Origin of the sequence: Amycolatopsis taiwanensis DSM 45107, assembly GCF_000519205.1 — a bacterium.
In the GTDB taxonomy this organism is placed as follows: Bacteria; Actinomycetota; Actinomycetes; order Mycobacteriales; family Pseudonocardiaceae; genus Amycolatopsis_E; species Amycolatopsis_E taiwanensis.
Genome location: NZ_JAFB01000022.1, coordinates 69,018 through 92,535, shown reverse-complemented (window position 1 = coordinate 92,535; position 23,518 = coordinate 69,018). Strand labels below are relative to the sequence as shown.

Below are 23,518 nucleotides of genomic sequence, written 5' to 3'. Positions count from 1 at the left end.
GGTCCTACTTCGTGAACTCCTGGGTGAGGAACTCGAAGTAGGGCTTGTTGAACGCGGGATCGGGGTTGGAGAACGGCAGCCGCGGCAGCTTGTCCAGCGACGGCAGGCCGGCCGGGCCGGGCGCGGTCGGCGTCCGTCCGTAGGAGTTGTCCTTCTCCGCGAGCGCCTGCTGACCCTCGGGCGAGTAAAGCCAGTTGACGTACAGCTGCGCGACCTCGGCATCCGGCGCGTTTTTGATGAGGCACAAGGCCGACCGCGCCATGTAGTTCCCGCCGTCCTCGAGCGGGAACACCATGTCGATCGGCGCCCCCTTCCGCTTCTGGGCCTCGTAGTAGCCCTGGTACACGGCGATGCCGATCGGGAACCGGCCGCTGGCCACGTCGGTGGGCACCATCGGCTCGGACTGCGAGATCTGCAGGTCCTGGGCCGCCAGCTGCTGGATGTAGGAGCGTCCCCACTTCTGCTCGTTCTCGGGCAGCATCAGCGACTCCAGGATGTAGCGAATCCCGCCGGGGACGGTCATGTCGCCGACCGCGATCTTGCCCTTCCACTTCGGGTCGAGCAGATCGTGCCAGTTCTTCGGCGCGTCCTGCTTCTGCACCTGGTCGGTGTTGTACACGAACCCGAAGTAGCGCAACGCGAAGTAGGTGAGCCGGCCGTCGTTGTCGGTCGGGATCTCGAAACCGGGGTCGGCGGTGCGCACGTCCGCGGGCGTGCAGATGTCGGGCTTCGCGGCGGCCTGGGGCGACTCGCCGCCGACGTAGATGTCCGCGATGCGGTTGCCGCTCTGCGCCTCGGTGTCGAGCTTGGTGAGGATCTGGGCGTCGGCCTGGTCCTGCGGGAGCAGCTTGATCCCGGGGAAGCGCTTGGTGAACACGTCGTTCAGGGCCTGGTTCGCGGTCACCCCGGGCCCGTACAGCACGAGCTGGGTGTGTCCGGCGGCGAACGCCTTGTCGTACAGCTCGTTCATGTACTGGTTGGCGGCGGCCGACGCACCGGGGACCTCGACCGGCGAGCTCGCCTTGGACGAGGCGGCGGGCGAGCACGCGGTGAGCGCGGCGAGCAGTCCGGCGGAGGCCGCCAGTGCGGACGTGCGCAGTTTTGTCCGGGAGAACCTCATCGTTCTTCCTCTCGGGTCAGTGGGTGACTGGGGGTGGCTTGGGTCAGTGGGTGATTTGGGACAGCGGGTTGGCGGGACGGTCGGTGCGGCCGAGGAGCCGGCCGCCGAGCTTGACGGAAAGCGCGGCGAGCGCGAGGACGGCGAACGCGGCGATCAGGATGATCATGAAGAGCGCCGCGCCCCGGGACATCTCGCCGGTGAGGAACTGCTGGAACGCGGTCAGCGAAACGGGTTCGAGGCCGGGCGGGGCCAGCAGCATCGGCACGGCGAGGTTCCCCGAGATGAACAGGGCGGAAAGGAACCACCCGGCCAGGAAGCTCGGAATGACCAGGCGCAGCACGATGGTCACCAGCACGCGCCCCGCGCTCGCGCCGGACATCCGGCCGGCTTCCTCCAGTTCGGGCGACAGCTGGGCGAGTGCGCCCTCGGCGATGCGGCTGGAGACCGGGATCGTGGCGACGATGAGCACGAGCGTCATCAGGAACGCCGAGCCGTAAAGCCCGCGGAACGCGGGGATGTAGAGCACCGCGAACATGTAGGCCAGCCCGAGCACGACGCCGGGCAGCGCCCAGGGAATCCACACGGCGAAGGAGGTGTAGCCCCGGAGGAAACCCCGGCGGCGCGCGGTGACGTAGGTCGTGAGCAACGCGATCGAGATCGAGCCGAAGCCGCCGATGACCGCGAGCCATGCGGTGAGCGCCAGGCTCGAGCTGAACTGCGGATCGGTGAGCATCGTGACGTAGTTGTCGAGGGTGAGCCCGGTGCTGGTGACGCCGAAGATCGGCTGGAGGCTGCCGAGCGCCATCGCGAACAGCGGGAGGATGAAGTTGAGCAGCACGACCACGACGATGAGCGCCGACAGGACCCACCGGAGGCGTCCCAGCTCCTGCGGGTCGCGCCGCGAGGTCTTCCCGGTGAGCGTGGTGAAGGTGCGGCCGCGCAGCAGCCAGCGCTGGGCGAGGAACAACAGCAGCACCAGCACGATCAGCACGAGGGAAAGCGCGAACGCCTTGGTGTACTCGGCGGGCGCTTCGTCCCGGACATACCGGTAGATCTGCGTCGAGAAGACGTAAATGCCCGCCTGGCGGCCGATCAGCTGCGGCCCGTCGAACGACTGGAACACCAGCACCGCGATGAGCAGCGCCGCGCCGGTGATCGCCGGGCCGACCGACGGCACCGTGACGGTGAAGAACGTGCGCACCGTTCCCGCCCCGCTGATCGCGGCGGCCTCGTCGAGGGAGGAGTCCCGGTTCTTGAACGCGCCGAGCAGCAGCAGGTACGCGAACGGCATGTACCCCAGCGACGTCAGCAGGATCAGCCCGCCCCAGCCCTGGATGTTGATCAATGGTCCGTGCGTGCCGAGCGCCCGGCCGAGCTGGTTGAGCAGGCCGTTCTGCGCGTTGCCGAGCATGATCCAGCCCAGCGTGTGGAACAGCGGCGGGACGAAGAGGTTGATCACCATGATCGGCGTGAGCAGCCGACGGCCGGGAACGTTCGTGTTGGCCGCGATCCAGGCGAACAGCCCGCCCCCGGCGACCGAAATGGTGCCGCACACGACGACTAGCACGACCGAATTCGACAGCGTCTTCCAGGTTTCCGGAACCGTGAACGCGGCGAGCAGGCCGTCGATCGTGAACGGCAGGTTCTCCGACGGCAGCCCGTCGCGGAACGCTCCGAGCACGATCATCGACACGGGATAGACAAAGATCAGCGTGAGCCCGGCGAGAAGGGTTGTCCTGAGTACACCGCCGGTGACCGAGCGGCGCATCGACGCCCGCCGGTCAAGCTCGAATCGGCTCTCCGTCACTGCCACATCCCTTCCTGCGAGCGATCGGAATCCCGCCGCGGGGACAGACCGCTGGCGTCTGTCATGCCTGTGAGCGTAAGAACTCGGCGGCGGCGGCTCATCGAGCCGCTCTCCGAAGTCCTTCTGGTTTCCTCCGACACGGTGTCGGAGGAAACCGCCGGCCGCGTCGAACGCGGCGGCCCCGGCCCGGCCGCGCGAGCATGAACACCGCCGGAGGAGCAGCGCCGGATCAGAGCAGGGCGCCCAGCACTGCGTCGTTCTCCTCGGGCAGCCCGATCGTCACCCGCACCCCGCCGGCGCGCGGGAACGGCCGGGCGAGCACGCCGCGTGCTTCGAGCCGGGACAGCAGATCCGCCGCTTCTCCGTGCAGGAAGAGGAAATTCGCTTGGCTGGGCACATACGAGACGTTCCCCGCCTTCAGCGCGGCCTCGACGCGGGCGCGCTCCGAGACGATGACCGAGACCCGCTCTTGCGCCACGGCCAGCCCGGCCGGTCCGAACGCCGCGATGACCGCGGCTTCGGCCACGCTGTTGAGCGCGAACCCGACAGAGGTGCGACGCAGCGCTTCAGCGATGCGCGGTGCGGCCGCCGCGTAGCCGACGCGGATTCCGGCCAAACCGTGCGCTTTGGACAGTGTCCGCAGCAGCACGAGATTCTCGAACTCGTCGAGCAATCCCACCGTGGCGTCCACCGGTTCGACAGACACGAACTCGCGGTATGCCTCGTCGACAACAACCAGCACGCTCGCCGGGACGCGCTGCAGGAAATTCCGGATATCCTCGACGCTCCGCATCCCGCCGGTCGGGTTGTTGGGATTGCAGAGGTAGACAATGCGAGTATCCGAGCCGACGGCGGCGAGCATCGCGTCGAGATCCATCGCGCCGTTCTCGTCGAGACCGACCTCTGTGGACTCCGCACCGGCGAGCGAGAGCGCGGCCGCATACGCCTCGAAAGACGGCGCGGGGCGGACCCCGTGCACTCCCGGTTCGCACACGAGCCGGGCGAGCGCGTGCAGCAGGGAGCCGGAGCCGTTGTCGATCGCGATCCGCCCGGGGTCCAGACCCATCGCCCCGGCGACCGCGGCACGCGCGGCGGAGCGGTGGTAATCGGGGTAGCGATGGACATTCCGGACCGCTTCGGTCATGGCCGAGACGATCACGTCCGCGGGCGCCCAGGGCATTTCGTTCTGCGACAGGCGGATCGGCGGCAGCGCACCGCGCGCCGAGCGATCCGGGGCGGCGAGCACGCGGTCGACCACACTGCGGAGCTCCAGCAGCATGCATCCTCCTCAAGCCGAGCTATTAACTGTAATGAATATACACATTTTTCCGGCCGCGTACACCCATCTGCGTTGTCCTCGCGGAAAGTCAGGAAGGCCGGGCGGCCACCGCCGGGCGGCGGTGCCTCGAGATCGCCGACTCGGCGAGCTCGTGATCCCGGCGGACGACCGCCTTGGCGAAGTCGAGGTGGGTCCGCAGCCGCGCCTGCGTGGCCGGGGCGGTGACACCCTCGAGCCGCGCGGCGATGATGTAGTCGACGAGGTTCGTGTACAGGCTCCGCAGGAGCTCGTTCGGCGACACCCGGGCGATGCGCGCGTGCAGCGCCCAGATCGCGGTGGGCGCGTCGGCGGAATTCCAGGCCGCCCGCAGCTTTTCCGCGCAGGCGGAGATCTCGGCGACGTCCTCGTCGCTCGCGTGCTCGACCGCGTCGTGCAGCACCGGCCCGTCGAGCGCGTCAAGGACGCGGAGGCAGTTCTCGACGGTCGCCTTCCCCTCGCGCAACTGGAGAAGCTGATCGCTGAGGTGCGTGAACGGCGAGCGCGTCGCGACGAAGATCCCGCCACCCGGACCCGGTTTGGCGTCGACGATCCCGCGGGCGCGCAACAGCTGGATCGCCTCGCTCAGCGTGGCCGGTGCGACCCCGAACCGCGCCGCGAGTTCCTGCCGGCGCCCGACGAAGTGCCCGGCACTCCAGCCCTCCGAGACGATCTCCTCCTCCAGGGCACGGGCGACCTGGACGGCGGCGGCGGTGTTCGTGATCTGCGGCAAGGAGTCCTCCGAAGTGCTCGAGCCCGGCGGCGGCGCCGACACGGGTCACGGGTGGTGACAGCGTAGAGGCGCACCGGAGTCCTGCACATCCAACATCATCTATATTGATTGTAGTCATTAGCCCAGGTGCGTCACCAGCGCGGCACGCACCGAGCAGAAGGAGCCCCGATGCCGGAATCCGCCCCGATCCTTTCCGACTCCTCCGCGCTGCTGCCCGAACTGGTCGCCCTCCGGCGGTCGCTGCACACCCACCCCGAAGCCGGGTTCGCGCTCCCCCGCACCCAGCGCGCCGTCCTGACGGCGCTCGCCGGGCTCGACCTCGAGGTGACGCCCGGCCCGCACGACTTCACGTCGATCGTCGCCGTGCTCCGTGGCACGCGTCCCGGACCGTCTGTCGTGCTACGGGCGGACATGGACGCCCTGCGTGTCACAGAGGAGACCGGGCTGCCGTTCGCGTCGCAGGAGCGAGGCGTGATGCACGCCTGCGGACACGACCTGCACACTTCAGCCCTGGTCGGCGCGGCGAAGCTGCTCAACGCCCGCCGTTCGGAGCTCGAAGGCTCCGTGGTGTTCATGTTCGAACCGGGCGAAGAAGCCGGTGGGGGCGCACAGCGGATGATCGAGGAAGGACTCCTCTCGGCGGCGGGCGAACGCGTCGAAGCGGCGTACGGCATCCACGTCCTGCCCGGTCGCGCGGGCGTGTTCTCGACCCGGGCCGGAGCGGTCATGGCGGGCGCCAGCAGCCTGACCGTGCGCGTGATCGGGCGAAGCGGCCACGGCTCGCGCCCGCACCAGGCGGTGGACCCGGTGCCCGCCGCGGCGCAGATCATCTCGGCGTTGCACACCTTCGTGACGCGGCGGTTCCCGGTGTTCGACCCGGTTGTGCTGTCGGTGACCAAGATGCAGGCGAGCGAGATCATCAACGCCATCCCCGACGAGGCGACGCTCGGGGTGACGATTCGCGCGCTTTCCAAGGAAAGCGTGGAGATCCTCTCGCGAGAACTGCCGGCGCTCGCCGACGGGATCGCCTCGGCCTACGGCTGCCGCGCCGAGTCGGAGTTCCAGGCGGTCTACCCGGTCACCGTGAACGATGCGAAGGCGGCGACGCACACGTTGAACGTCCTCGGCGACTTGTTCGGCGCGGACCGGGCGATCGCACTCGAGGATCCGGTGATGGCGTCCGAGAGCTTTTCCTATGTGCTGAGCGAGGTTCCCGGCGCGTTTGTCTTCCTGGGCACGACCCCGGAAGGAACCGAGCCCGACGCGGCGGAGATGAACCACTCCCCGCGAGCCGTCTTCGACGACAGCGTGCTCGGCGACCAGGCTGCGGCACTGGCAGCGCTCGCATTAAGCCACGTCGGTGCCACATCGGCGCCTCAGGCTGACGGAGCCTGACGGCGCGAAGGACTCCTTGGGGGAACGCACTTCCCCCAAGGAGTCCTTTCGCCGGCCAGCGGTCAGCGGCCGAGCCGAGCCGCGGCCCGCCTGACGAGCGGCCCGCGTGCCGCGTCGACGCCTGCGATCCATCGGGCCACTTCCCCGGGATCGGCATCAGGCCGCGCGGGCGACCCCGCGTCGAACGGCGGCGCGGGGTCGTATTCGATTCCCAACTGGATGCGCTTGGCCACGTTGTCGCCGAACAACTCGGCGGTGAGCGTGAGCGCGAAATCGATCCCGCTGGACACCCCCGCGCCGGTGATGACGTCCCCGTCGCGGACCACGCGCTCGGACGTGGGGATCGCGCCGAACTCGGCCAGCAGGTGCAGCGAGCCCCAATGGCTGGTCGCCCGCCGGCCGGTGAGCAGGCCGGCGGCGCCGAGCGCGAAGGAACCGGTGCACACGCTCGTCACGTAGCGCGCGTTCTCCGCCTGCGTGCGGACGAAGCCCAGCGCGACCTCGTCGTCGAACAGATCGAACGAGCCTTTCCCGCCGGGAACGAAGAGCACGTCGGCCTGCCCGGCGCCGGCGAAGGCGGCGGTGGGCAGCATGGCGAACCCCGCGTCCGTCGGCACCGGTTCGATCCGGTGCCACACGTAGACCACCTCGGTGTCCGGCATGCGCGCGAACACCTGCGCCGGTCCGGTCAGGTCGAGCTGGGTCACCTGCGGGAACAACAGGCATACGATCCGAAGTGGACGGTTCATGAAACAGTCTCTCAGTGGCGCGGTTCGTGGATCAGCGGCCACGGGGACGGAAACACGTCGACCGGGACCTTGACGATCGCCGGGCGGCGGGCGGCGATCGCCGCGGCCACGTGCTTCCGCACCGCGCCGGCGTCTTCGGCGAGCGCGAAATCCAGTCCGAACGCCTGCGCGAGCATACCGAAATCGGGGTTGGTCAGGTCGGACCCGATGAACCGCCCGCCGTAGGTGTCGCGCTGGATGCGCCAGACGTTGCCGAAACGCGCGTCCTCGAACAGCACGGTCACCAGCGGAATGCCGTACTTCTTCGCCGTCGCGAACTCCTGCAGCGACCAGCCGATGCCGCCGTCCCCGGTCACGGCCACGACCGGCCGCCCGCCCGCGCCCACGGCGGCACCGAGTGCGGTCGGCATCGCGTAGCCGAGCGTGCCCTGGTAACCGGGCCACACGTAGGACCGCGGCGCCTGCACCGGAAAGCCGTACGTGGACACGTATCCGATCTGCGTGAGCTCGTTGACGAAGATCCCGTCCTCCGGCAGTGCCGCGCGGATCGCGTCGACGAATTCCATCTGCGGAGCGGCCTGCTGCCGGATGCGCGCTTCACAATCCGCACGGAGCCGGTGCAGTTCCTCTCCCCACGTCGAGCGCGGCGCGAGCCGTTCGACCAGGGCCTCCAACACGGCCACGGCGTCGGCGTTGACCGCGAGGTCCGGACGCCGCGGCGGGCGGAGATCGGCCGCGTCGATGTTTACCAGCGCCAGCCGGGCGTCGCCGATGTTCAGCTGCTTCCCGAACGGGGTGAGAAACCGGCTGCCGAACGAAACCACCAGATCCGCGGTGGCGCGCAGCTCCCACAACGCGAACGCGGGCAGGGCATGCGGATCCCGCGCGTCGATCGCGCCGCGCCCGTTCTCGCTCATGACCACGGGACCGTCCAGCAGATCGGCCAGCCGCGCCAGGAGCTTGAAGGCGCGGGGATCCCGCATCCCGCCGCCGGCGTGGATCACCGGCCGGGTGCTCGCGGCGAGCAGACGCGCGAGCTCGGCGACCGCACCGTCCGGGACTTCCGGTGTCTCGACCGCGAACGGCTTCCCCGGCTCGAGATCCGCCACCGCGTGGAGGAGGTCCGGCCCCAGTTCGAGCGCCACCGGACGCGGGCGTCCCGTGCGCATCTGCCGGAATCCCTCGTGCACGAGGTCGGGGATCTCCTCGACCCGCCGCGGGCGGGCGGTCCACTTGGTCAGGCCCTCGATGGTCTCGGTCTGCCGGGGAATCTCGTGCAGTGCGCCCAATCCCGAGCCGACGAGCGGCGACGGGATCGTGCCCGCAAGCAGCATCACCTGCGAGGAGCACGCGTAGGCCGTGGCCATCCCCGAGCCCGCGTTCAGGACGCCGGGCCCCGGCACGACCATCGCCACCCCCGGCCGCCCCGACGCGCGGTGATAGCCGTCCGCCATGTAGCTGGTGGCCTGTTCGTGCCGCGGCACCACCAGCTCCAGTTCCTCCCGCCGGCGGTACATGCCGTCGGTCAGCCCGTCCAGCTGCACCCCGGGAATGCCGAAGACCGTGTCGACGCCCTCGCTGATGAGCGCCTGGGTGAGCGCGTCACCGCCTGTCATTTTCGCCATCCGGATCCCTCTCACTTAATTGTCTATAATGAATATAGGTCAATCTCCCAGGGTCTGCCAACGCCGGCAGCCGGGCGGATTCCGGGTTCCGCGGCACCGCCGACCTAGACTCGGCCGCGCGAACACCCGCGGGCACCCGAGAAGGCAGGCGATGAATCTCGAAGGACATGTCCAGGCCTACGCCGACCAGCTCGGTCGGCCCATCATCGTGTTCGACGTGGACTTCAACGTCATCGCGTTCAGCGTGCACGACCAGGACGTCGACCACGCGCGACTGGCGATCATCCTGTCGCACAAGGGTTCTTCCCGCGCCCGGGACTCGATCCGGGAATACCGCGTGGGCCAGGCCGACGGACCGGTGCGGATCCCGCCGCTCGACGGCGGCCAGCCCCGGCTGGTCGCCCCGGTCCGGCACGAGCGGCGGCTCGTCGGCTATCTCTCCTCGACGATCCCCGAGGACGGCGGACTCGCGCTCGAGGACGACGACCGGCTCCGCGAACGCCGGGCGCAGATCGGCCTGATCCTCGCCGCCATGGCACTCGGCAACCGCGAACACGAGGATCGCGCACTGCGCCTGCTCACCGCGCTCCTGGAGGGAAACGGCAGCCAGCGTGCCGGGGCGGCCGACGAACTGCTCGCGAGCGGACTGGTCTCCCCAGTCCCGCACTACACCGTGATCGCGATCGCCACCCCGCCCCGGTCCGAGCCCAGCTCGGCAACACTCCGCCTGGTGCTGGACCGCGCACTGTCGAGCATTCCCGTCTTCCCCACCCTGAAGGCGGTCGGCGCGGTGATCGGCAGCGAAGCCGTGCTGCTCGTGCCGTACGAGATCGACGCCGAACGACTGTCGGCCCTCCTCGGCCAGCCCGCTTTCTCCGGGCTGCACGCCGGGGTCGGCGCGGCGCACGCGCCGCTTTCCGACGTGCACGCCTCGCGGCGCGAAGCCCGCATCGCCCTGCGCGGCAGCGGCACCGACCCGGCCCGCGGAAGAGTGGTGCACTGGTCGGAACTGGGACTGGATCGGCTGCTGCTGCAGTTGCCCCTCGGGGACCTCGGTGTCTCCGATCTGCCCGGTGCCGTGCAGCGCCTGCTCGAGACCCAGTCCGGACCCGACCTCGCGCAGACCCTCGAGAAGTACCTCGACTGTGGTTGCGACGCCCAGCGCACCGCGCAGGAGCTGCACGTCCACCGCAGCACCCTCTACTACCGACTGGATCGCGTGCGCGCGATCACCGGCGCCGATCTCTCCGACGGAGGAGTGCGGCGGGAGCTGCACACCGGGCTGCGCGTGGCGACCCTCGCCGGCCTGCGCTGAGTTGTCTGGGGGTGCAACCCCAGGCCCACCCGGGGGCAAGGCCCCAGACCCCCGTCCGAGCCCACGAACACGGCACTGGCCGCGTCGCACCTAAATGTCTATATTGAATGTTAACTTTATGAGCGCGATGACGACGCCGCCCCGGGGGAACGAGAAGGGCCCACACCATGAACACACTGCTGAGCAAGGTCTCGGTGGCCGAGGACCGCGGCCGTCCGGTCCTGGACGCCGCAACGCGAGAGGTCGTCGGCCACGCACCGGTGCACACGGTGGACCAACTGAACACCGCGATCGCCGCCGCGGCCGCCGCACAGCCGAACTGGGCAGCGCTGGGGCACGCCGAGCGCTCGCGGCTCCTGCACGCCATCGCGGACGACATCGACGCGCACGCCGCGGAGCTCGGCGAGATCATCACGCACGAGCAAGGCAAGGCCGGCGGAGAGGGCGAAGCCCATGGCGCCGCGCACTGGCTGCGGGCCGCGGCCGACACGGTGCTCGAACCGCAGGTGCTGCACGACGACGGCACGTCGCGCGCGGAGTTGCACCACGTCCCCCTGGGTGTGGTCGCGTCGATCGGCCCGTGGAACTTCCCCGTGATGATCGCCGTGTGGCACGTCGCGCCGGCGCTGCGGATGGGCAACACGGTGGTGCTCAAGCCGTCGGAGAACACACCGCTGAGCGTTCTGGCGCTCGCCGAGATCTTCCGCCGCCACCTCCCCGAAGGGGTACTGACCGCGGTATCCGGGGATCGCGAGGTGGGCGCGGCGCTGGCCGCGCACCCGGGCGTCGCCAAGATCGTGTTCACCGGATCGACGGCCACCGGCCGCCGCATCGTGGAGAGTTCGGCGAGCAACCTCGCCCGCCTCACCCTGGAACTCGGCGGGAACGACGCCGGCATCGTGTTACCCGGCACCGACGTGGACGCCATTGCGGACAAGCTTTTCTGGGCGGCCTTCATGAACACCGGGCAGGTGTGCGCCGCGCTCAAGCGTCTCTACGTGCACGAGTCGATCTACCCCGACGTCGTCGAGGCGCTCGCCGAACGTGCCGAAAAGGCACCCATGGGCCCCGGGCGGGACAAGGCCAACCGGCTCGGACCCGTGCAGAACCCCGCCCAGTTCGAGATCGTCTCCCGGCTGGTGGAGGACGCCCGCGAGCGTGGCGCCCGCATCGTCACCGGTGGCGCGGCGGCAGCCGAACTGGGCCCGCTGTTCTACCGGCCGACCATCATCGCCGACGTCGACGACGGTGCCGCCGTGGTCGACGAAGAGCAATTCGGCCCGGTGCTGCCGGTGCTCCGGTACACCGACGTGGACGACGCGGTGCGCCGGGCCAACAACACCGAGCAGGGACTGGGCGCCTCGGTGTGGAGTGCCGACCCCGACGAGGCGGCCGCGGTGGCGCAGCGGCTGGAAGCCGGCACCGTGTGGATCAACCAGCACGGCGGGGTCGATCCCGCGATCCCCTTCGGCGGGACGAAGGCCTCGGGCTACGGTCTCGAATTCGGCGTCGAAGGCCTGAAAGCCATGGCTGCCACCAAAGTCATCCGCCGCTGACCTCTCCGACACGGCGAAAAGGCGGGGCCGTCCGGCGGCCCCGCCTTTTCGCTGTTGCCGATCACTCGTGCGCCGCGGCCTCGATCCGGTTGCCGCGCAACGTTTCCCATAACTGCGCGGCCGTTTCCCGATCCGGCGTCCCGCCTCGCCAGACCACCGTCTGATCCTGGCGGACCAGGGTGATCGGGCACCGGTACTCCTTCGGCAGCGCATCCGCGTCCACTTCGACCACACGGAACGGGATGCCCCGGCGCTCCGCTTCCACGGTCAGCACGGCGACGACGCTGCCGCGTGCGACGACGGCCGTGTAGCCGGGCGAGAAGTGGTCGTAGAGCGAGGATCCGTCCGCCAGCGTGAAGTGCGGAGCCCGGCAGCCGGGCACGGTGGAGGGGACGTAAGTGCCCATCGTGTAGCCGGGCGCCTCCTCGCCGTCGTAGACGATGATCGGCGAACCGTGGTAGGCGTAGCCGTAGTTCAGGCCGGCCGCGGCGAACTGCGGCTCGTTCAACTGGTGCACCGCGGCGCCGAAGGTTCGCCGGGCCTCCTCGCCCTCGGGGGTGTCGTCCTCGAGCGCGGCGGGAAGTCCCGGCCGGGCGAGCTTCCGCTGGTGGTTCATCGCGAAATGCGACACCTGTTCGGTGATCGGCCGCCGCTCGGCCTCGTAGGCCGCCAGTATCCCCTCCTCGGCCCAGCCGCCCAGGTGCGCGCCGAGCAGCCACGTCAGGTCGAGCACGTCCGCGATGCCCGCGTTCATCCCGAAACCCGCGAACGGCACCCACAGGTGGGAGGCGTCGCCCGCGATGAACACGCGCCGGTCGCGGAAGCGGTCGGCAAGCAGGCGCCGCGCGACCCAGTCCTCCTTCGAAACGATCTCGTACTCGAACGCCTCGTCCACGCCCAGGATCGCGCGGATCGCGGTGTCCCGGTCGACCGATCCTTCCGTCTTCGCCTCCTCGGGCGACAGGTAGGTGTGCACGAGGAACGTCTCACTGCCGTCGATCGCGTACACGTGGCCGACGCGGCGGGCGTTGAACGTGTAGTAGCCCCACGCCCGCGGTTCCTCCGCCGACATCAGGGAGTACAGCTTCGGCGCGCGGATGCAGGTGGACTGCACGTGCTGGAGCACCGGATCACCGCTGAGCTTCGCGCCGATCTGCTTCCGCACCGCCGAACGGCCGCCGTCGGCCCCGATGAGGTAACGGGCGCGCACCGTGCGCTCGTTTGCTCCGTCCACATCGGACACGATGGCCGAGACCGACGACGCGTCCTGGTCCAGCGAAAGGAACCGGGTGCGGTTGAGCAGCGTAACGCCAGGCGCTTCAGCCACGTGCCGGGTGAGGATCGGCTCGAGGAACGTCTGGTTGATCCGGTGCGGTGGTTCCGGGGTTCGCCAGCTCGTGTCGGGGCCGGTGCGGGACGTGTACCGCTCCCCGCTCGCCGGGATCGGGATGCGCGAGAACTCGCGGCCCGTCAGGGAAGTCCGGAACGCCACGTCCTGCGGGTAATCGCGAGGGAGGCCGGCCGCCCGCACCTCGCCCGCGATCCCGAGCCGGCGAAAGCTCTCCATGGTGCGCGAAGCCACGTGGTTGCACTTCACGTTGGGCGGTTCCAGGAAAGCGCGTTCCTCGACGACGATCGCCGAAATGCCGCGGCTGCTCAGATCCAGCGCGGCGACGAGGCCGACCGGGCCGGCACCGATGATGAGGACGTCTGCGTCTGTGTCTGCGTCGATGGTCTGCGTCATGTCAGTCCTTTGCGAAACAATCGCCCGTGCGCCGGTTCAGTGCTGGTTCAGTACTGGTTAATGCGGCATGCCCTGCGCCACGACGCCCAGGTGTTCGGTCATCAACCGGCGTGCCGCGTCCTCGTCGCGGTCCTCGATCGCCTCGAGGATGCGTCGATGCGCGTGGACGGCACGGGTCGCGCGCTCGGCGTTGGTGTGCACGGCGTACGCGCTCTCCCGCGGACGGTTGAGCGCACCGACCGACGCCGCGATCGCCGGGTTCCCGCTGACCATCCCCAGCCGAGCGTGGAAATCCAACGACAGCGGGTTGTACCGGCCGGGGTCGTGGACGTGCTTCTCCGACTCCTCGACGAGAGCCCGCAGGTGCGCCAACTGGTCGTCGGTGGCGTCGCGCGCCGCGAGCGCGGCCGCCGCGGGTTCGACCGCGTGCTGAGCCTCGAGAAGCTGGTCGGGCCGCATGCCGTGCAGGTGCAACTGGACCGAAAGCGAATCGGCGATGCGCCTGAGATCGGCTTCGGCAGCTCGCTCCCCCGCCGCCTTCTCCTCCGCCGCGCTGAGCTGGCGGTACTCGCCGGACCAGTACAGCAGCGGCTGCCCCGGACCGCCCCCGGCCGAGACGACTTCGCCCACCAGGATCACGTGGTCGCCGCCGTCCAGCATCGTGTGCACGGTGCAGTCGAACCAGCTCAGCACGCCGGTGATGACGGGCGCCCCGGTGGTCTCGACGTGCGTCTCGACCTCGTCGAACCGCTCCTTGCTCCGACCGCGTCCCCGGCGGGCGAAGCACGCGGACACCGCCTGCTGGTCGCGGCCGAGCACGTTGATCGCGAAGACCCCGCTCGCCCGGATCTCGTCGAGGATCGGGCTGTGCAGGTTGATGGAGACCGTCACCAAAAGCGGGTTCAGCGACAGGGAAACGAAAGACGTCGCCGTGATCCCGTAGAGGTGTCCGTCCAGCACGGTCGTCACGACGGTGACGCCCGAGGCGAACCTCCCGGCGGCCTGCCGGAAGCTGTCGATCCGCTGCTGGTCGTGGTCGCTACTCATGGCTTCACCTCGCGGGGTCGCGGATCGGGGATCCGAGCGGGCGGAAGTCGTAGACGTCGAGTGTGGTCTCGCCGGAGCGAAGACGGTCCATGAAGGACTCTTCCTTCTCCGCGCGACTGCGGGACGCATCGAGGATGCGGTCGTACTCCGCCGCGGGCAGCACGACGATCCCGTCGCGGTCGGCCACGACGATGTCGCCGCGGCGGACGACCCGCCCGCGCAGGGTGATCGCCAGGCCCACCGTTCCCGGCCACTGCTTGATCGTGCCGCGGATCGAGATCGCGGTGCTGAACACCGGGAAGCCGAGTGCCGCAAGCTGCTGGGTATCCCGGACGCCGCCGTCGATGACCAGGCCGCGGATGCCGCGCGCCTGCGCCGCGACCCCCATCACCTCACCCCAGTACCCGAACGGAGCGCCCCCGCCGTCGACGACGAGCACATCACCGGGCCCGGCCGCCTCGATCCCGTGGTGCAGCGCGAGATTGTCGCCGATCTGCGCCGATACCGGGACCGCGCGGCCGACCACCTGCGCGCCGTCCCACGCCGGGCGGAAGGCGGCATCGAGGAAGCAGTCGAGCCCCGACGCCTCGTACAGCGTGGCCGTTCCGAGCGTCAGCAACTCTTGCGTGTCCTGGTCCGGAATGCTCATGCTCGCCCCTTCGTGAGTTTGCGCGCGACCGCGATCGTGTCGTCGACTGACATAAGCGGTGTCATGCGTCTGCTCGCTGCAAGTCGTGGTAGCCGTACTTCGCACGCGCCTCGGCGATCGTCGCGCCGCCGAGGGCGGCCGCGAGGATCGACTCCTCGCGGGCATGGATCGTCTCCGCGATCTCGAGCACCTGCTCCTCGCAGTCGCGCGGGATCGCCACGACGCCGTCGGAGTCGCCGAGCAGGATGTCGCCGGGGCGCACGGTCACGCCGCCGATGGTCACCGGTCCCTGTTCCTCGGCTACCTCGACGCGGTCCTTGCCGGTGCGCATGAAACGCCCGCGGCTGTAGATCGGGTAGCCGATGGACAGCGCCCGGTGCGTGTCCCGGCAAACCCCTTCGATCACCGTGCCCGAGATACCGCGCTGGTGCGCCACGGCCGTGAGGATGTCGCCCCACACGGTGCAATCGAGCCGGCCGTCGTTGTCCAGCACGACCACCTGACCCGGCTCGACCTGGTCGATGAAGTCGCCGACGGTGCCGGCCGGGACCTGGGCGCTCACGTAGCGCACGGTGAAGGCCCGGCCCACCATGCGCTGCCCGTCCGCCAGCGGGGCCAGGCCGAGCAGGCTGCCCGGGCGCTTGAGCTTGTCGAGGGCGTCGGAAACCGTCGCGGTGCCGAGCACCGCGAACCGGTCGAGGAGTTGATCTGACATCAGCGCTGCTCCGCGGTGACTGTGGGGAATTGGGAATCGTGCATGACCTCTTGCACGTCGCGCCCGGCGCGGACGGCCTCCGCCATGCGGGCTTCGCGGTCCGCGATGCGCTGCGCGAGGCCGACGACGCGTTCGGCGTCACCGGCGGCAACGAAGACGACTCCGTTGACGTCGGCGATCACGTAGTCGTGTGCGGCGACCGAAACGCCGTCCACCTGGATCCGCTCGTCCATGGCTTCCTGCACAATGCGTCCGCGCGCGCTGACCGGAACGGCCGCGCGAGCGAAAACCGGTAACGCGAGCGCTTCGCTCTCCTGCACGTCGCGGCAGGCGCCGTCGACGATGACACCGGCCACGCCGCGCCTTCTCGCCGCCTCGGCGAGCAGACCGCCCCAGCAGGAGACGTCCGTGCGTCCGTGGTTGTCGATCACGACGACGTCGCCGGGCTCAGCGATGGCCACGAGCGGCGTGGCGATGTGGGTGGCCGGTCCGGCCGTCGCCTTGGGCGCGGCGGTGACCGTGCGCACGCGGCCGGCCAGCACCGTGCCCGCGGGCCACATCGGCGCCAGTGCGGTGACCGCGCCGGGCAGCCCCAGGGTGTCCAGCGCGTCGGAAACCGCGCAGCTGTCCAGTCCGCGCAATGCGGCGATGATCTCGTCGGGAGACATGGTCACCTCTGTTCCCAGGTAAGAAAGCACATTGCGTTGCCGGTGCCGGCTTCCGTGCGGTAGCAAGGTATGTAGTCAACGTTCGTCACGGCGAGGCCGGCTTCCTCGGCGATCCCGGCCACCGCGATCCAGTTGCGCAGCTCCGACGCTCCGGACCGCATTTCGGCGGCCGGGACCGTCGAGAGGTAGCCGGCGTCGTGGTCCCGCATCGCCTGGATGAACTCCTGGTCGAGCTTCTCGTCGAGCACGAAGTGGCTGAGCCCGCCCGAAGCGACGACACCCACGCGCAGCTCCGAAGGGAAGGACCGGATCGCCCGGCCGACCGCGCGCCCGAAGTCGTAGCAGCGCTTGGCCCCCGGCGGGTTCGGCTCCCAGAAGGTGTTGATGAAGATCGGCACCATCGGCACCGTCGATTCCTGGCCCAGGAACCGCTGGTAGATGAAGCCGAACCCGTGCGGGATCGTGTGGTTGCCGTACCGGCCCGCCGGGATGACCTCGGTGGCACCCGTGTCGAAGTCCTCGGCCTGCGTGGACTGGATGATGTGCTTGCCGAGTTCGCGGTGCGTGGGCCGCATGATCGTACGGTCCGGGACGTCGCCCGTCGCCGCCTCGGCGAGACCGGGAGCCATCGCGTCGAGTTGCGCCTGCGTGAACGGCACGTGCGCGACCTCGTCGCCCCAGTACACCGAGAACGGGGCGAGCCACTCGTCGCCGTAGGTCTCCTTGTGGTCGCTGGAGACGATGACGAGGACATCGACATCCTGCGCGCGGATGAAGTCCGCAAGCCGGTCCATCGATCGCTGGCAGCTGTCCCAGCGACGCCGCATCGCCTCGGGGGTGATCTCGTGCGAGAAGTCCTCGCGCAGCTCGCGCAGTTCCTCGTAGGTGTAGGTCCCGCCGCGGAACTTGAGCCCCAAGCCGGCGCGGTCGGCCTTCCCCCTGGCCTCCCAGGCCTCCGGCGGCGGCGCCTTGAGCTGCGGTCCGTGCGAGGTGCCGAACCCGGCGACGATCTCGGTCATGATCGGTCCTTCCTCCCGCTGCTCACAAGCGGAAGAGCGCGCGTGCGTTGTTCTCGAGGACATCGGCACGGCGCTCGTCGCCGAGCCATTCGATGTCGTCGATGAGCAGGTGGATGTCGTCGAACCAGCGGCCGGTCTCCGGGTCGATCTGGGAACCGGTCCCCGGTTTCTCGGACCCGAACAGCACACGGTCGGTGCCGACGACCTTCATGAGCAGCTCCAGGCTGTCCCGCGTGTACAGGCAGGAATCGAAGTGCAGCCGGCGCAGCTTGTCCAGATAGGACACTCCGGTCCGCACGACGGACGGCAGGAACCGGCCCACCTGGTACGGGATCGCACCACCGCCGTGCGACACGATGATCTTCAGATCGGGGAAGTCCTTCAGCACGCCCGAGTTCACCAGGCTCCACACCGCCACGGTCTCTTCCTGGATGAAGTGCAGGCTGTAGGGCTCCCGGGCGGGCGGCTTGCACCCGGCCGCGTGCAGCAGGACCGGCACGTCGAGTTCGCACAGGGTCTCATACACCGGGTACCAGTACCGATCGCCGAGCGCCGGCGGGGTTTCGGTGCCCTCGTGCGGATCGGTGTTGAGCATCGCACCGACGAAACCGAGTTCGGTCACCGTGCGACGCAGCTCCCCGGTCCACTCCCGGGGCGTCAGGTCGGGGCTCTGCGGGAGTCCCGCGACGCCCTTGAACCGGCCGGGGAACAGCTCGGTCGCGCGGTGGATGAGGTTGTTGGTCTCCTCGGTGAACCACTGCACGAGCTTGGCCGGCCGCTCGCTGTGCATCATCTGGAACGGGCGGGGCGAGATCAGCTGCAGGTCGATCCCGGCGTCGTCGATATGCGCCAGATGCGAGGTGTTGCCGAAGCTCGGATGCGGGTGTTGGTAGGAGGCGGCGAGCGCGTCGTCGGAGATCGCCGGGGGTTTGCCGCCGTGCGCGCCGCGGTGCGAGAGCAGCGAGGCCTTCCAGGCGTAGTAGGCGTCCGGCGCGGACATGTGGCCGTGAACGTCGATGATCACGTGGAGCTCCTTCGCGTCTCGTTCGGATGTCTCAGGTGAGCGGCTTGCCGATGAGCTCGTCGACGCGCGCGTCCGTCGCCGATGTGTCGTAGAACCGCAGCAGCCGCGTGCGGCCCGCGCCCGGGTCGCCCCGGTGCAGGTACTCGTAGAGTTCCTGACGCATCCCGAAACTCGATCCGGCGAGTTCCCAGCCGAGCCGGAACAGCCGGGCCTTCTCGGCGGCGCCGATCTCATGGCCGCGCATGTAGAGGTCCAGGAACGGGCGCAGCTCGGGGTTGGCGAGGTCGGCCTCCGTGGGCTGCATGATGAGGCCGGAGGCAGCGATCTGGCGCAGGATCTGCACCATCCGCGCCGAGAGGTCGGCCGACCAGAAGCCCACGCCGTTGCTGTTCGTCGGAGCCAGGTGGCCGCCCGGCGTTACGACGGCATCGGCCTCGGCGCCCTTGATCGCCAGTTCGAGGGTCTGGACGTAGGAGATCAGCTCGCCCAGCTGTTCCTGGATTCCCCGGAACGCGTCCACGCCGATGGAGTGGGCGAGTTTCTTCGCGACCGAGGTGAAGAACTTCATCCGCGCGAGGAAACGGATGTGCGTGCTCTGCAGGCTCCAGACGTTGATGCGGCTCAGCCCTTTTAGCGCGCGCAGGGAATCGCCGAGGAGGAAGATGCGCTCGCGCGGCAGGAAGACGTCGTCGAAGAAGAGCATCGCGTCCTGCTCGTCGTACCGGTTCCCGAGCGGGTGCGAGTGTCCGCTCTGCGGTGCGCCGAGGGGTTCGCGCAGCAGGATCTTCAAGCCCGGCGTGTTCATCGGAAGGGCGAACCAGATCACGAAGTCCTCCGCGCCGCGCGCGGCCGTGACGCCGTTGAGGTAGACGAGGACTTCGTGGGAGAACGGGGCGAGCGTGGCGAGTTGCTTGGCGCCGCGCAAGACCACGCCGTCCTCGCGCTCTTCCACGACGCGCAGGGCGAGATCCGGGTCGTCGAGCGGGCTGGCGCTGCGGTCGATCTGCGGATCGCCGAGGGCGTGCGTCAGCACGAGGTCGTTCTCCATCGCGAAACGGCGGTAGTTCCGCGCATTTTCACCGAAGCCTTCGCGGTTCTGCTCGAGTTCGTCCGCGTAATCGGCGAGCCCCGCGACCACGTTCGACATGAAGTCGGGGGAACGGCCGAGCTGCCCGAGGCTTTCGCGCATCCACCATTCCGAAGCGGCGAACTTGGCGCGCAGTTCCTCCCTGGTCTTCGGCAGCGAAAAGGCGTAGCTGATCTCGTTGCCGGTCTCCGCGGACTTGAACAGCGTCGCCGCCCGCGCTTCGGGGGTGGCGAAACGCAGGTCGAGCAAGCGGGCGAATTCGTCCACGGTCGGTTGCAGCGCCGGGTGTTCCGCGACGTTCTCGATGCGCTTCCCGTCGAGCCAGACTTCGCGCCCGTCGTTGAGGCTCCGTTTGTACTGCTCGCCGGTAAGCGCCCCGGTGGCACCGGAAATGTCCATGTACTCCGACTCCTTCGTCTGTCTTGACGGCCCCGCACCGGGCGACGATTCGAAGCTACGGAAACCATCCCGCCGGGGAATCGGTCCGCTGCGGGAATCTCCGCCGCGCTCGTCCGACACGGTGTAGGAAGCCGCGACGCGGTGTCGGAAACGCTTGGCTCAGCGCTGGATCGTCGGCACCGTCACCCACTGCCAATAGGTGAACTCGTCCAGGTTCCAGTGCCCGCCGTGGCGGCCGCCGTTGCCGGAAGCGCCGAGCCCGCCCATCGGGATGTGCGCGGCGTCGTAAATGGTCTGGCCGTTGAGCGCGACCATCCCGGCGCGCAACCGGGCAGCGAAGCCGAGCGCACGCGCGATGTCGCGGCTGTGGATCGCCGCGGACAGGCCGTATTCGGTCGCGTTGGCCAGCGCGAGCGCTTCCTCTTCCGTCGAGAAGCGGGTGACCGGGGCGACCGGACCGAAGATCTCGTTCCGGAAGGCGGCATTGTCGGCGGTGACGCCGTCCAGCACGGTCGGTTGGTAGAACGCGCCGTCGTGCGCGGCCCCGTGCACGACCCGCGCTCCCCCGGCGATCGCTTCCTCGACAATGCCGTGCACACGCTCGGCCTGCGCGGTCGTGATCAACGGACCGAGCGTCGTACCGGGTGTCCGAGGATCGCCGAGGCGCAGTCCCTCGGCAGCGACACGGAGTCGCTCGACGTATTCGTCGGCGATGCTCTCGTGCACGAGATGTCGTCCGGTAGCCATGCAGATCTGCCCTTGGTGCCGAAAAGTTCCGCCGACGCCGCCGGCCACCGCGCGGTCGAGGTCGGCGTCCGCCAGCACGATGAACGCGTTGTTCCCGCCGAGTTCGAGCACCACCCGCTTGAGCAGGCCGCCCGCGACTTCGCCGACCCGCTTACCCGCGGCGGACGACCCGGTGAACGAGATCGCGTTCGTGTGCGGCGAACGCACCACAGCCTCTCCGGTCTCGGCGCCGCCGGGCAGCACGTGCAGCACGCCCGCGGGCAGGCCGGCGCGCTCGAAGATGTGGGCGATCACCGCGCCGCCGGAGAAGGCGGTCTTCACGTCCGGCTTGACGAGCACGGCGTTGCCGAGCGCGATCGCCGGGGCGACCGAGCGCATGGCCAGCATCAGGGGTGCGTTCCAGGGGGCGATCACGCCGACGACACCGACCGGGATCCGCCGGGCCATGCCCAGCGTCGCCGGGTCTTCCACCGGGAGGAGATCGCCCTGCGACATCGTGACCAGCCCGGCGGCGGCGATCAGTTCGTCGATGGCCTTGTCGACCTCGTGCTTTGCCTTCGCGGGCAGCGAGCCGCTCTCGCGTACGAGCACGTTCTCGACGTCGGCGCGGATGTCGCACAATGTTTCCGCGGCACGCATGAGGACGTCCGCGCGCGTCCGGTACGACGCCCGGCTCCACTCGACCTGCGCCTGCGCGGCGTGCGCCCCAGCGCGCTCGACGTCGTGCTCGTCGGCAATACCGGCCAGCCCCACCTGGCCGCCGTCTCCAGGCGACACGACCGGCAGCGTGCCTCCGCCGCCGGCCAGCCAGCCGCCGGAGTAGATGTGCCCGTCTGCCTCGTCCAGGTCCCACCGGGCCATCGTCGTCCCTGCCAATCCGGTTGCGGTTGCGAAGATCGCCGCGATGCTAGGTCGTGGCCGGACCTCGCTTCATCGCCTCGGCGACGCAAATCCCGCACCGGCGACTGGACACCGTGTCGGAACGCCGGTCACTGCCACAGCTGGTCGTTCACGCGCGCCTCGATCAGCCGAGGGCCGTCCGCCGGACCGAGCGCGAGGTCATCGCCGAGCGCGGCGCGCAGCCCGGCAGATCCGTCGACGGTCGTGGCCGCCACGCCGAAAGCCCTTGCCAGTGTGGAAATATCGACGCCGCTGATGTCGGTGAGCGGGTACTGCCCGCGCGCGGAGGCCGCACCCTTGCTCTTCGAAAGCCCGGCGACAACGGCCTGGTACCGCCCGTTGTTCACGACGAGATACGTGACCGGCAAGCGATAGCGCACCGCCGTCCACAACGCGGGCACCCCGAACTGGACCACGCCATCGCCCACGATCGCGAGGACACGCTCACGACGGGCCATGGCGACACCCGCGGCGGCGCCCATTCCCCAGCCGAGCGATCCGCTCGCGGTGGTGAACAGCGAGTCGGCACGCGTGCGCTGCAGGAACCGCAGCAGGGGGAGCGTCGAAGTAACTCCGTCAAGGACCAGCAGGCGATCGCCGCCCACGACGTCGGCGACGTTCCGCATCGCCACTGCCGCGCTGAACTCGTCGTGCTCCGCGTCCGCCGTAACGCCGGCGAACCAGCGGGCACGGCGGTCCTCCCCGTCCTGCCGGACGCGGGCAAGCCAGTCACGACGGGCATCGAGCGCGCCGGCGGCGCAGTCCTCGATAACGCCTTCGGCCAGTTCGCCCAGTATCGCGGCGGTGTCGCCCACCACTGCGCCGACTGGGATGTACCGGCGCCCGGGTTCGGCAGGATCCTCGGAAAGGTGGAGGATCGGCACGCCGGCGGGCAACGCCGCGACCTCCGCCGAGAATTCCAGCGGCGTCGGCATTCCGGCCAGCACCAGCAGATCGCATTCCGCCATCAGCGGTGCACCGGGCTCGAACAGACCGGCGTAGGAGGGATGATCCGTGCGGAAGGCCCACCGCTCGAGGTCGCGCCGGGACTCGACGAAGACAGGGGCCCCGAGCCGCTCGGCGAGGCGCTCCAGAGGAGCCTCGGCCCCGCGTCGGGCGACATCCGATCCGGCGACCACCACGGGTCGCCGCGCCGCAAGCAGCAGCGCGATCGCCCGTCGCACGGCCTCGGCGTCCGGACCCTGGCGCACACCGCGGCGGACGACCGGGACGGAGAGTGCTTCCGGGTCAGCGGCCAGGTGGTCCTGTGGGATCGTGAGGATCGCCGGCTGCTCCGGGACGACAGTGGTGCGCCACAGGGCACGAGCCACGTCGTCGAGCAGGTCTTCGGCTCGCAGGTTCTGCCAGGCGTGGCCCACATAGGGCGCAGCCGTCTCGAGCAGTCGCGGCGACGTCGTCAGCGCTCGGTGCGGAAGTGTCGCCCTCCCCTTCACACCGGCCAGGATCGCGACGCTGCTGCGGGCGACCTGCGCCGCGTAGAGGTGGGCCAGCCCGTTCGCGACCCCGACGTTCGTGTGGAGGTACGCCACGCCGATCCGCCCGGAGGCGCGCGCGTAGCCGTCGGCCATCGACACCGAGATCGCCTCGTGCGTGGTCAGCACGAACTCGGGCAGGCCGGACCGCCGCTGCGCCTCCGCCTCCGCGATGGCGTCGAGCACCGGGATCTCACTCGTACCGGGGCAGCAGAAGACGTGCCCGATTCCCCACTCCGCCAAGGTCTCGAGCAGTCGTGCGGCAGCCGTCATGTCGCCTCCTCGGCGGTCGTCGGCCCGCACCGGCACGAAGCCCGCCGGCGCGAAGCCCGCCCGGCACGTTACGCACTGCCCCGCGGCTTGCGCTCCGACGCGGCGACGGAAGCGACGTGGTGGGCCATGCGACACCGT

At 69.6% G+C, this 23,518-nt stretch carries 19 protein-coding genes; 3 read left to right on the top strand and 16 right to left on the bottom strand.

Annotated features, from left to right (window positions below):
* Positions 1-4 precede the first annotated feature (4 nt).
* From A3CU_RS0117365 to A3CU_RS0117350, 4 genes are all read right to left on the bottom strand, one after another.
* A complete protein-coding gene (locus A3CU_RS0117365) occupies positions 5-1,120 on the bottom strand; it encodes an ABC transporter substrate-binding protein (RefSeq protein ID WP_027943397.1) in 1,116 nt (371 codons plus the stop codon).
* A 43-nt stretch (positions 1,121-1,163) separates the two neighbouring features.
* On the bottom strand, positions 1,164-2,927 hold the full coding sequence (locus A3CU_RS0117360; RefSeq protein WP_043841407.1) for an ABC transporter permease: 1,764 nt from the start codon (positions 2,925-2,927) through the stop codon (positions 1,164-1,166).
* 229 nt (positions 2,928-3,156) lie between these two features.
* Positions 3,157-4,206, bottom strand: a complete 1,050-nt coding sequence (locus tag A3CU_RS0117355) for a pyridoxal phosphate-dependent aminotransferase (protein WP_027943395.1) — start codon at positions 4,204-4,206, stop codon at positions 3,157-3,159.
* A gap of 88 nt (positions 4,207-4,294) precedes the next feature.
* On the bottom strand, positions 4,295-4,975 hold the full coding sequence (locus A3CU_RS0117350; RefSeq protein WP_027943394.1) for a FadR/GntR family transcriptional regulator: 681 nt from the start codon (positions 4,973-4,975) through the stop codon (positions 4,295-4,297).
* A 168-nt stretch (positions 4,976-5,143) separates the two neighbouring features.
* Here A3CU_RS0117350 and A3CU_RS0117345 point away from each other — a divergent pair, with 168 nt between their 5' ends.
* The gene (locus tag A3CU_RS0117345; RefSeq protein ID WP_027943393.1) at positions 5,144-6,370 is read left to right on the top strand and encodes a M20 metallopeptidase family protein; all 1,227 of its coding nucleotides are present in this window, start codon (positions 5,144-5,146) and stop codon (positions 6,368-6,370) included.
* Positions 6,371-6,432: 62 nt separating this feature from the next.
* Here the strand turns inward: A3CU_RS0117345 and A3CU_RS0117340 are convergent, their stop codons facing one another.
* Both A3CU_RS0117340 and A3CU_RS0117335 read right to left on the bottom strand, forming a co-directional pair.
* Entirely contained in the window at positions 6,433-7,119 is a 687-nt protein-coding gene (locus A3CU_RS0117340) for a DJ-1/PfpI family protein (protein WP_027943392.1), read from the bottom strand.
* An 11-nt stretch (positions 7,120-7,130) separates the two neighbouring features.
* Entirely contained in the window at positions 7,131-8,744 is a 1,614-nt protein-coding gene (locus tag A3CU_RS0117335; RefSeq protein WP_027943391.1) for a thiamine pyrophosphate-binding protein, read from the bottom strand.
* A gap of 151 nt (positions 8,745-8,895) precedes the next feature.
* Here A3CU_RS0117335 and A3CU_RS0117330 point away from each other — a divergent pair, with 151 nt between their 5' ends.
* Both A3CU_RS0117330 and A3CU_RS0117325 read left to right on the top strand, forming a co-directional pair.
* A complete protein-coding gene (locus tag A3CU_RS0117330; protein ID WP_027943390.1) occupies positions 8,896-10,059 on the top strand; it encodes a PucR family transcriptional regulator in 1,164 nt (387 codons plus the stop codon).
* Positions 10,060-10,226: 167 nt separating this feature from the next.
* Positions 10,227-11,615, top strand: coding sequence for an aldehyde dehydrogenase family protein (locus A3CU_RS0117325; RefSeq protein ID WP_027943389.1), 1,389 nt, complete (start codon positions 10,227-10,229; stop codon positions 11,613-11,615).
* A 61-nt stretch (positions 11,616-11,676) separates the two neighbouring features.
* Here A3CU_RS0117325 and A3CU_RS45135 read toward each other — a convergent pair whose 3' ends face one another.
* The 10 genes from A3CU_RS45135 to A3CU_RS0117275 form a co-directional block, all read right to left on the bottom strand.
* Complete coding sequence (locus tag A3CU_RS45135; RefSeq protein WP_043841404.1) at positions 11,677-13,359, bottom strand: FAD-dependent monooxygenase; 1,683 nt, start codon at positions 13,357-13,359, stop codon at positions 11,677-11,679.
* A gap of 57 nt (positions 13,360-13,416) precedes the next feature.
* Entirely contained in the window at positions 13,417-14,406 is a 990-nt protein-coding gene (locus tag A3CU_RS0117315; protein ID WP_027943388.1) for a flavin reductase, read from the bottom strand.
* A gap of 4 nt (positions 14,407-14,410) precedes the next feature.
* Positions 14,411-15,055: a 4-carboxy-4-hydroxy-2-oxoadipate aldolase/oxaloacetate decarboxylase gene (locus tag A3CU_RS0117310; protein ID WP_027943387.1), complete on the bottom strand. Its 645-nt coding sequence runs from the start codon at positions 15,053-15,055 to the stop codon at positions 14,411-14,413.
* 61 nt (positions 15,056-15,116) lie between these two features.
* Positions 15,117-15,770, bottom strand: a complete 654-nt coding sequence (locus tag A3CU_RS0117305) for an RraA family protein (RefSeq protein ID WP_027943386.1) — start codon at positions 15,768-15,770, stop codon at positions 15,117-15,119.
* Positions 15,770-16,438: an RraA family protein gene (locus tag A3CU_RS0117300; protein WP_043841403.1), complete on the bottom strand. Its 669-nt coding sequence runs from the start codon at positions 16,436-16,438 to the stop codon at positions 15,770-15,772. The genes A3CU_RS0117305 and A3CU_RS0117300 overlap by 1 nt, the downstream gene beginning before the upstream one ends.
* A 2-nt stretch (positions 16,439-16,440) precedes the next feature.
* Positions 16,441-17,457 carry a DODA-type extradiol aromatic ring-opening family dioxygenase gene (locus tag A3CU_RS0117295; RefSeq protein ID WP_027943384.1) on the bottom strand — a complete coding sequence of 339 codons (1,017 nt, stop codon included), beginning with the start codon at positions 17,455-17,457 and terminating at the stop codon, positions 16,441-16,443.
* Positions 17,458-17,479: 22 nt separating this feature from the next.
* Positions 17,480-18,481: an amidohydrolase family protein gene (locus tag A3CU_RS0117290; protein WP_027943383.1), complete on the bottom strand. Its 1,002-nt coding sequence runs from the start codon at positions 18,479-18,481 to the stop codon at positions 17,480-17,482.
* A 31-nt stretch (positions 18,482-18,512) separates the two neighbouring features.
* Positions 18,513-19,967 carry a 4-hydroxyphenylacetate 3-hydroxylase family protein gene (locus A3CU_RS0117285; protein ID WP_027943382.1) on the bottom strand — a complete coding sequence of 485 codons (1,455 nt, stop codon included), beginning with the start codon at positions 19,965-19,967 and terminating at the stop codon, positions 18,513-18,515.
* A 159-nt stretch (positions 19,968-20,126) separates the two neighbouring features.
* Entirely contained in the window at positions 20,127-21,575 is a 1,449-nt protein-coding gene (locus A3CU_RS0117280; RefSeq protein WP_027943381.1) for an aldehyde dehydrogenase family protein, read from the bottom strand.
* A 128-nt stretch (positions 21,576-21,703) separates the two neighbouring features.
* Entirely contained in the window at positions 21,704-23,380 is a 1,677-nt protein-coding gene (locus A3CU_RS0117275; RefSeq protein ID WP_027943380.1) for a thiamine pyrophosphate-binding protein, read from the bottom strand.
* Positions 23,381-23,518 lie beyond the last annotated feature (138 nt).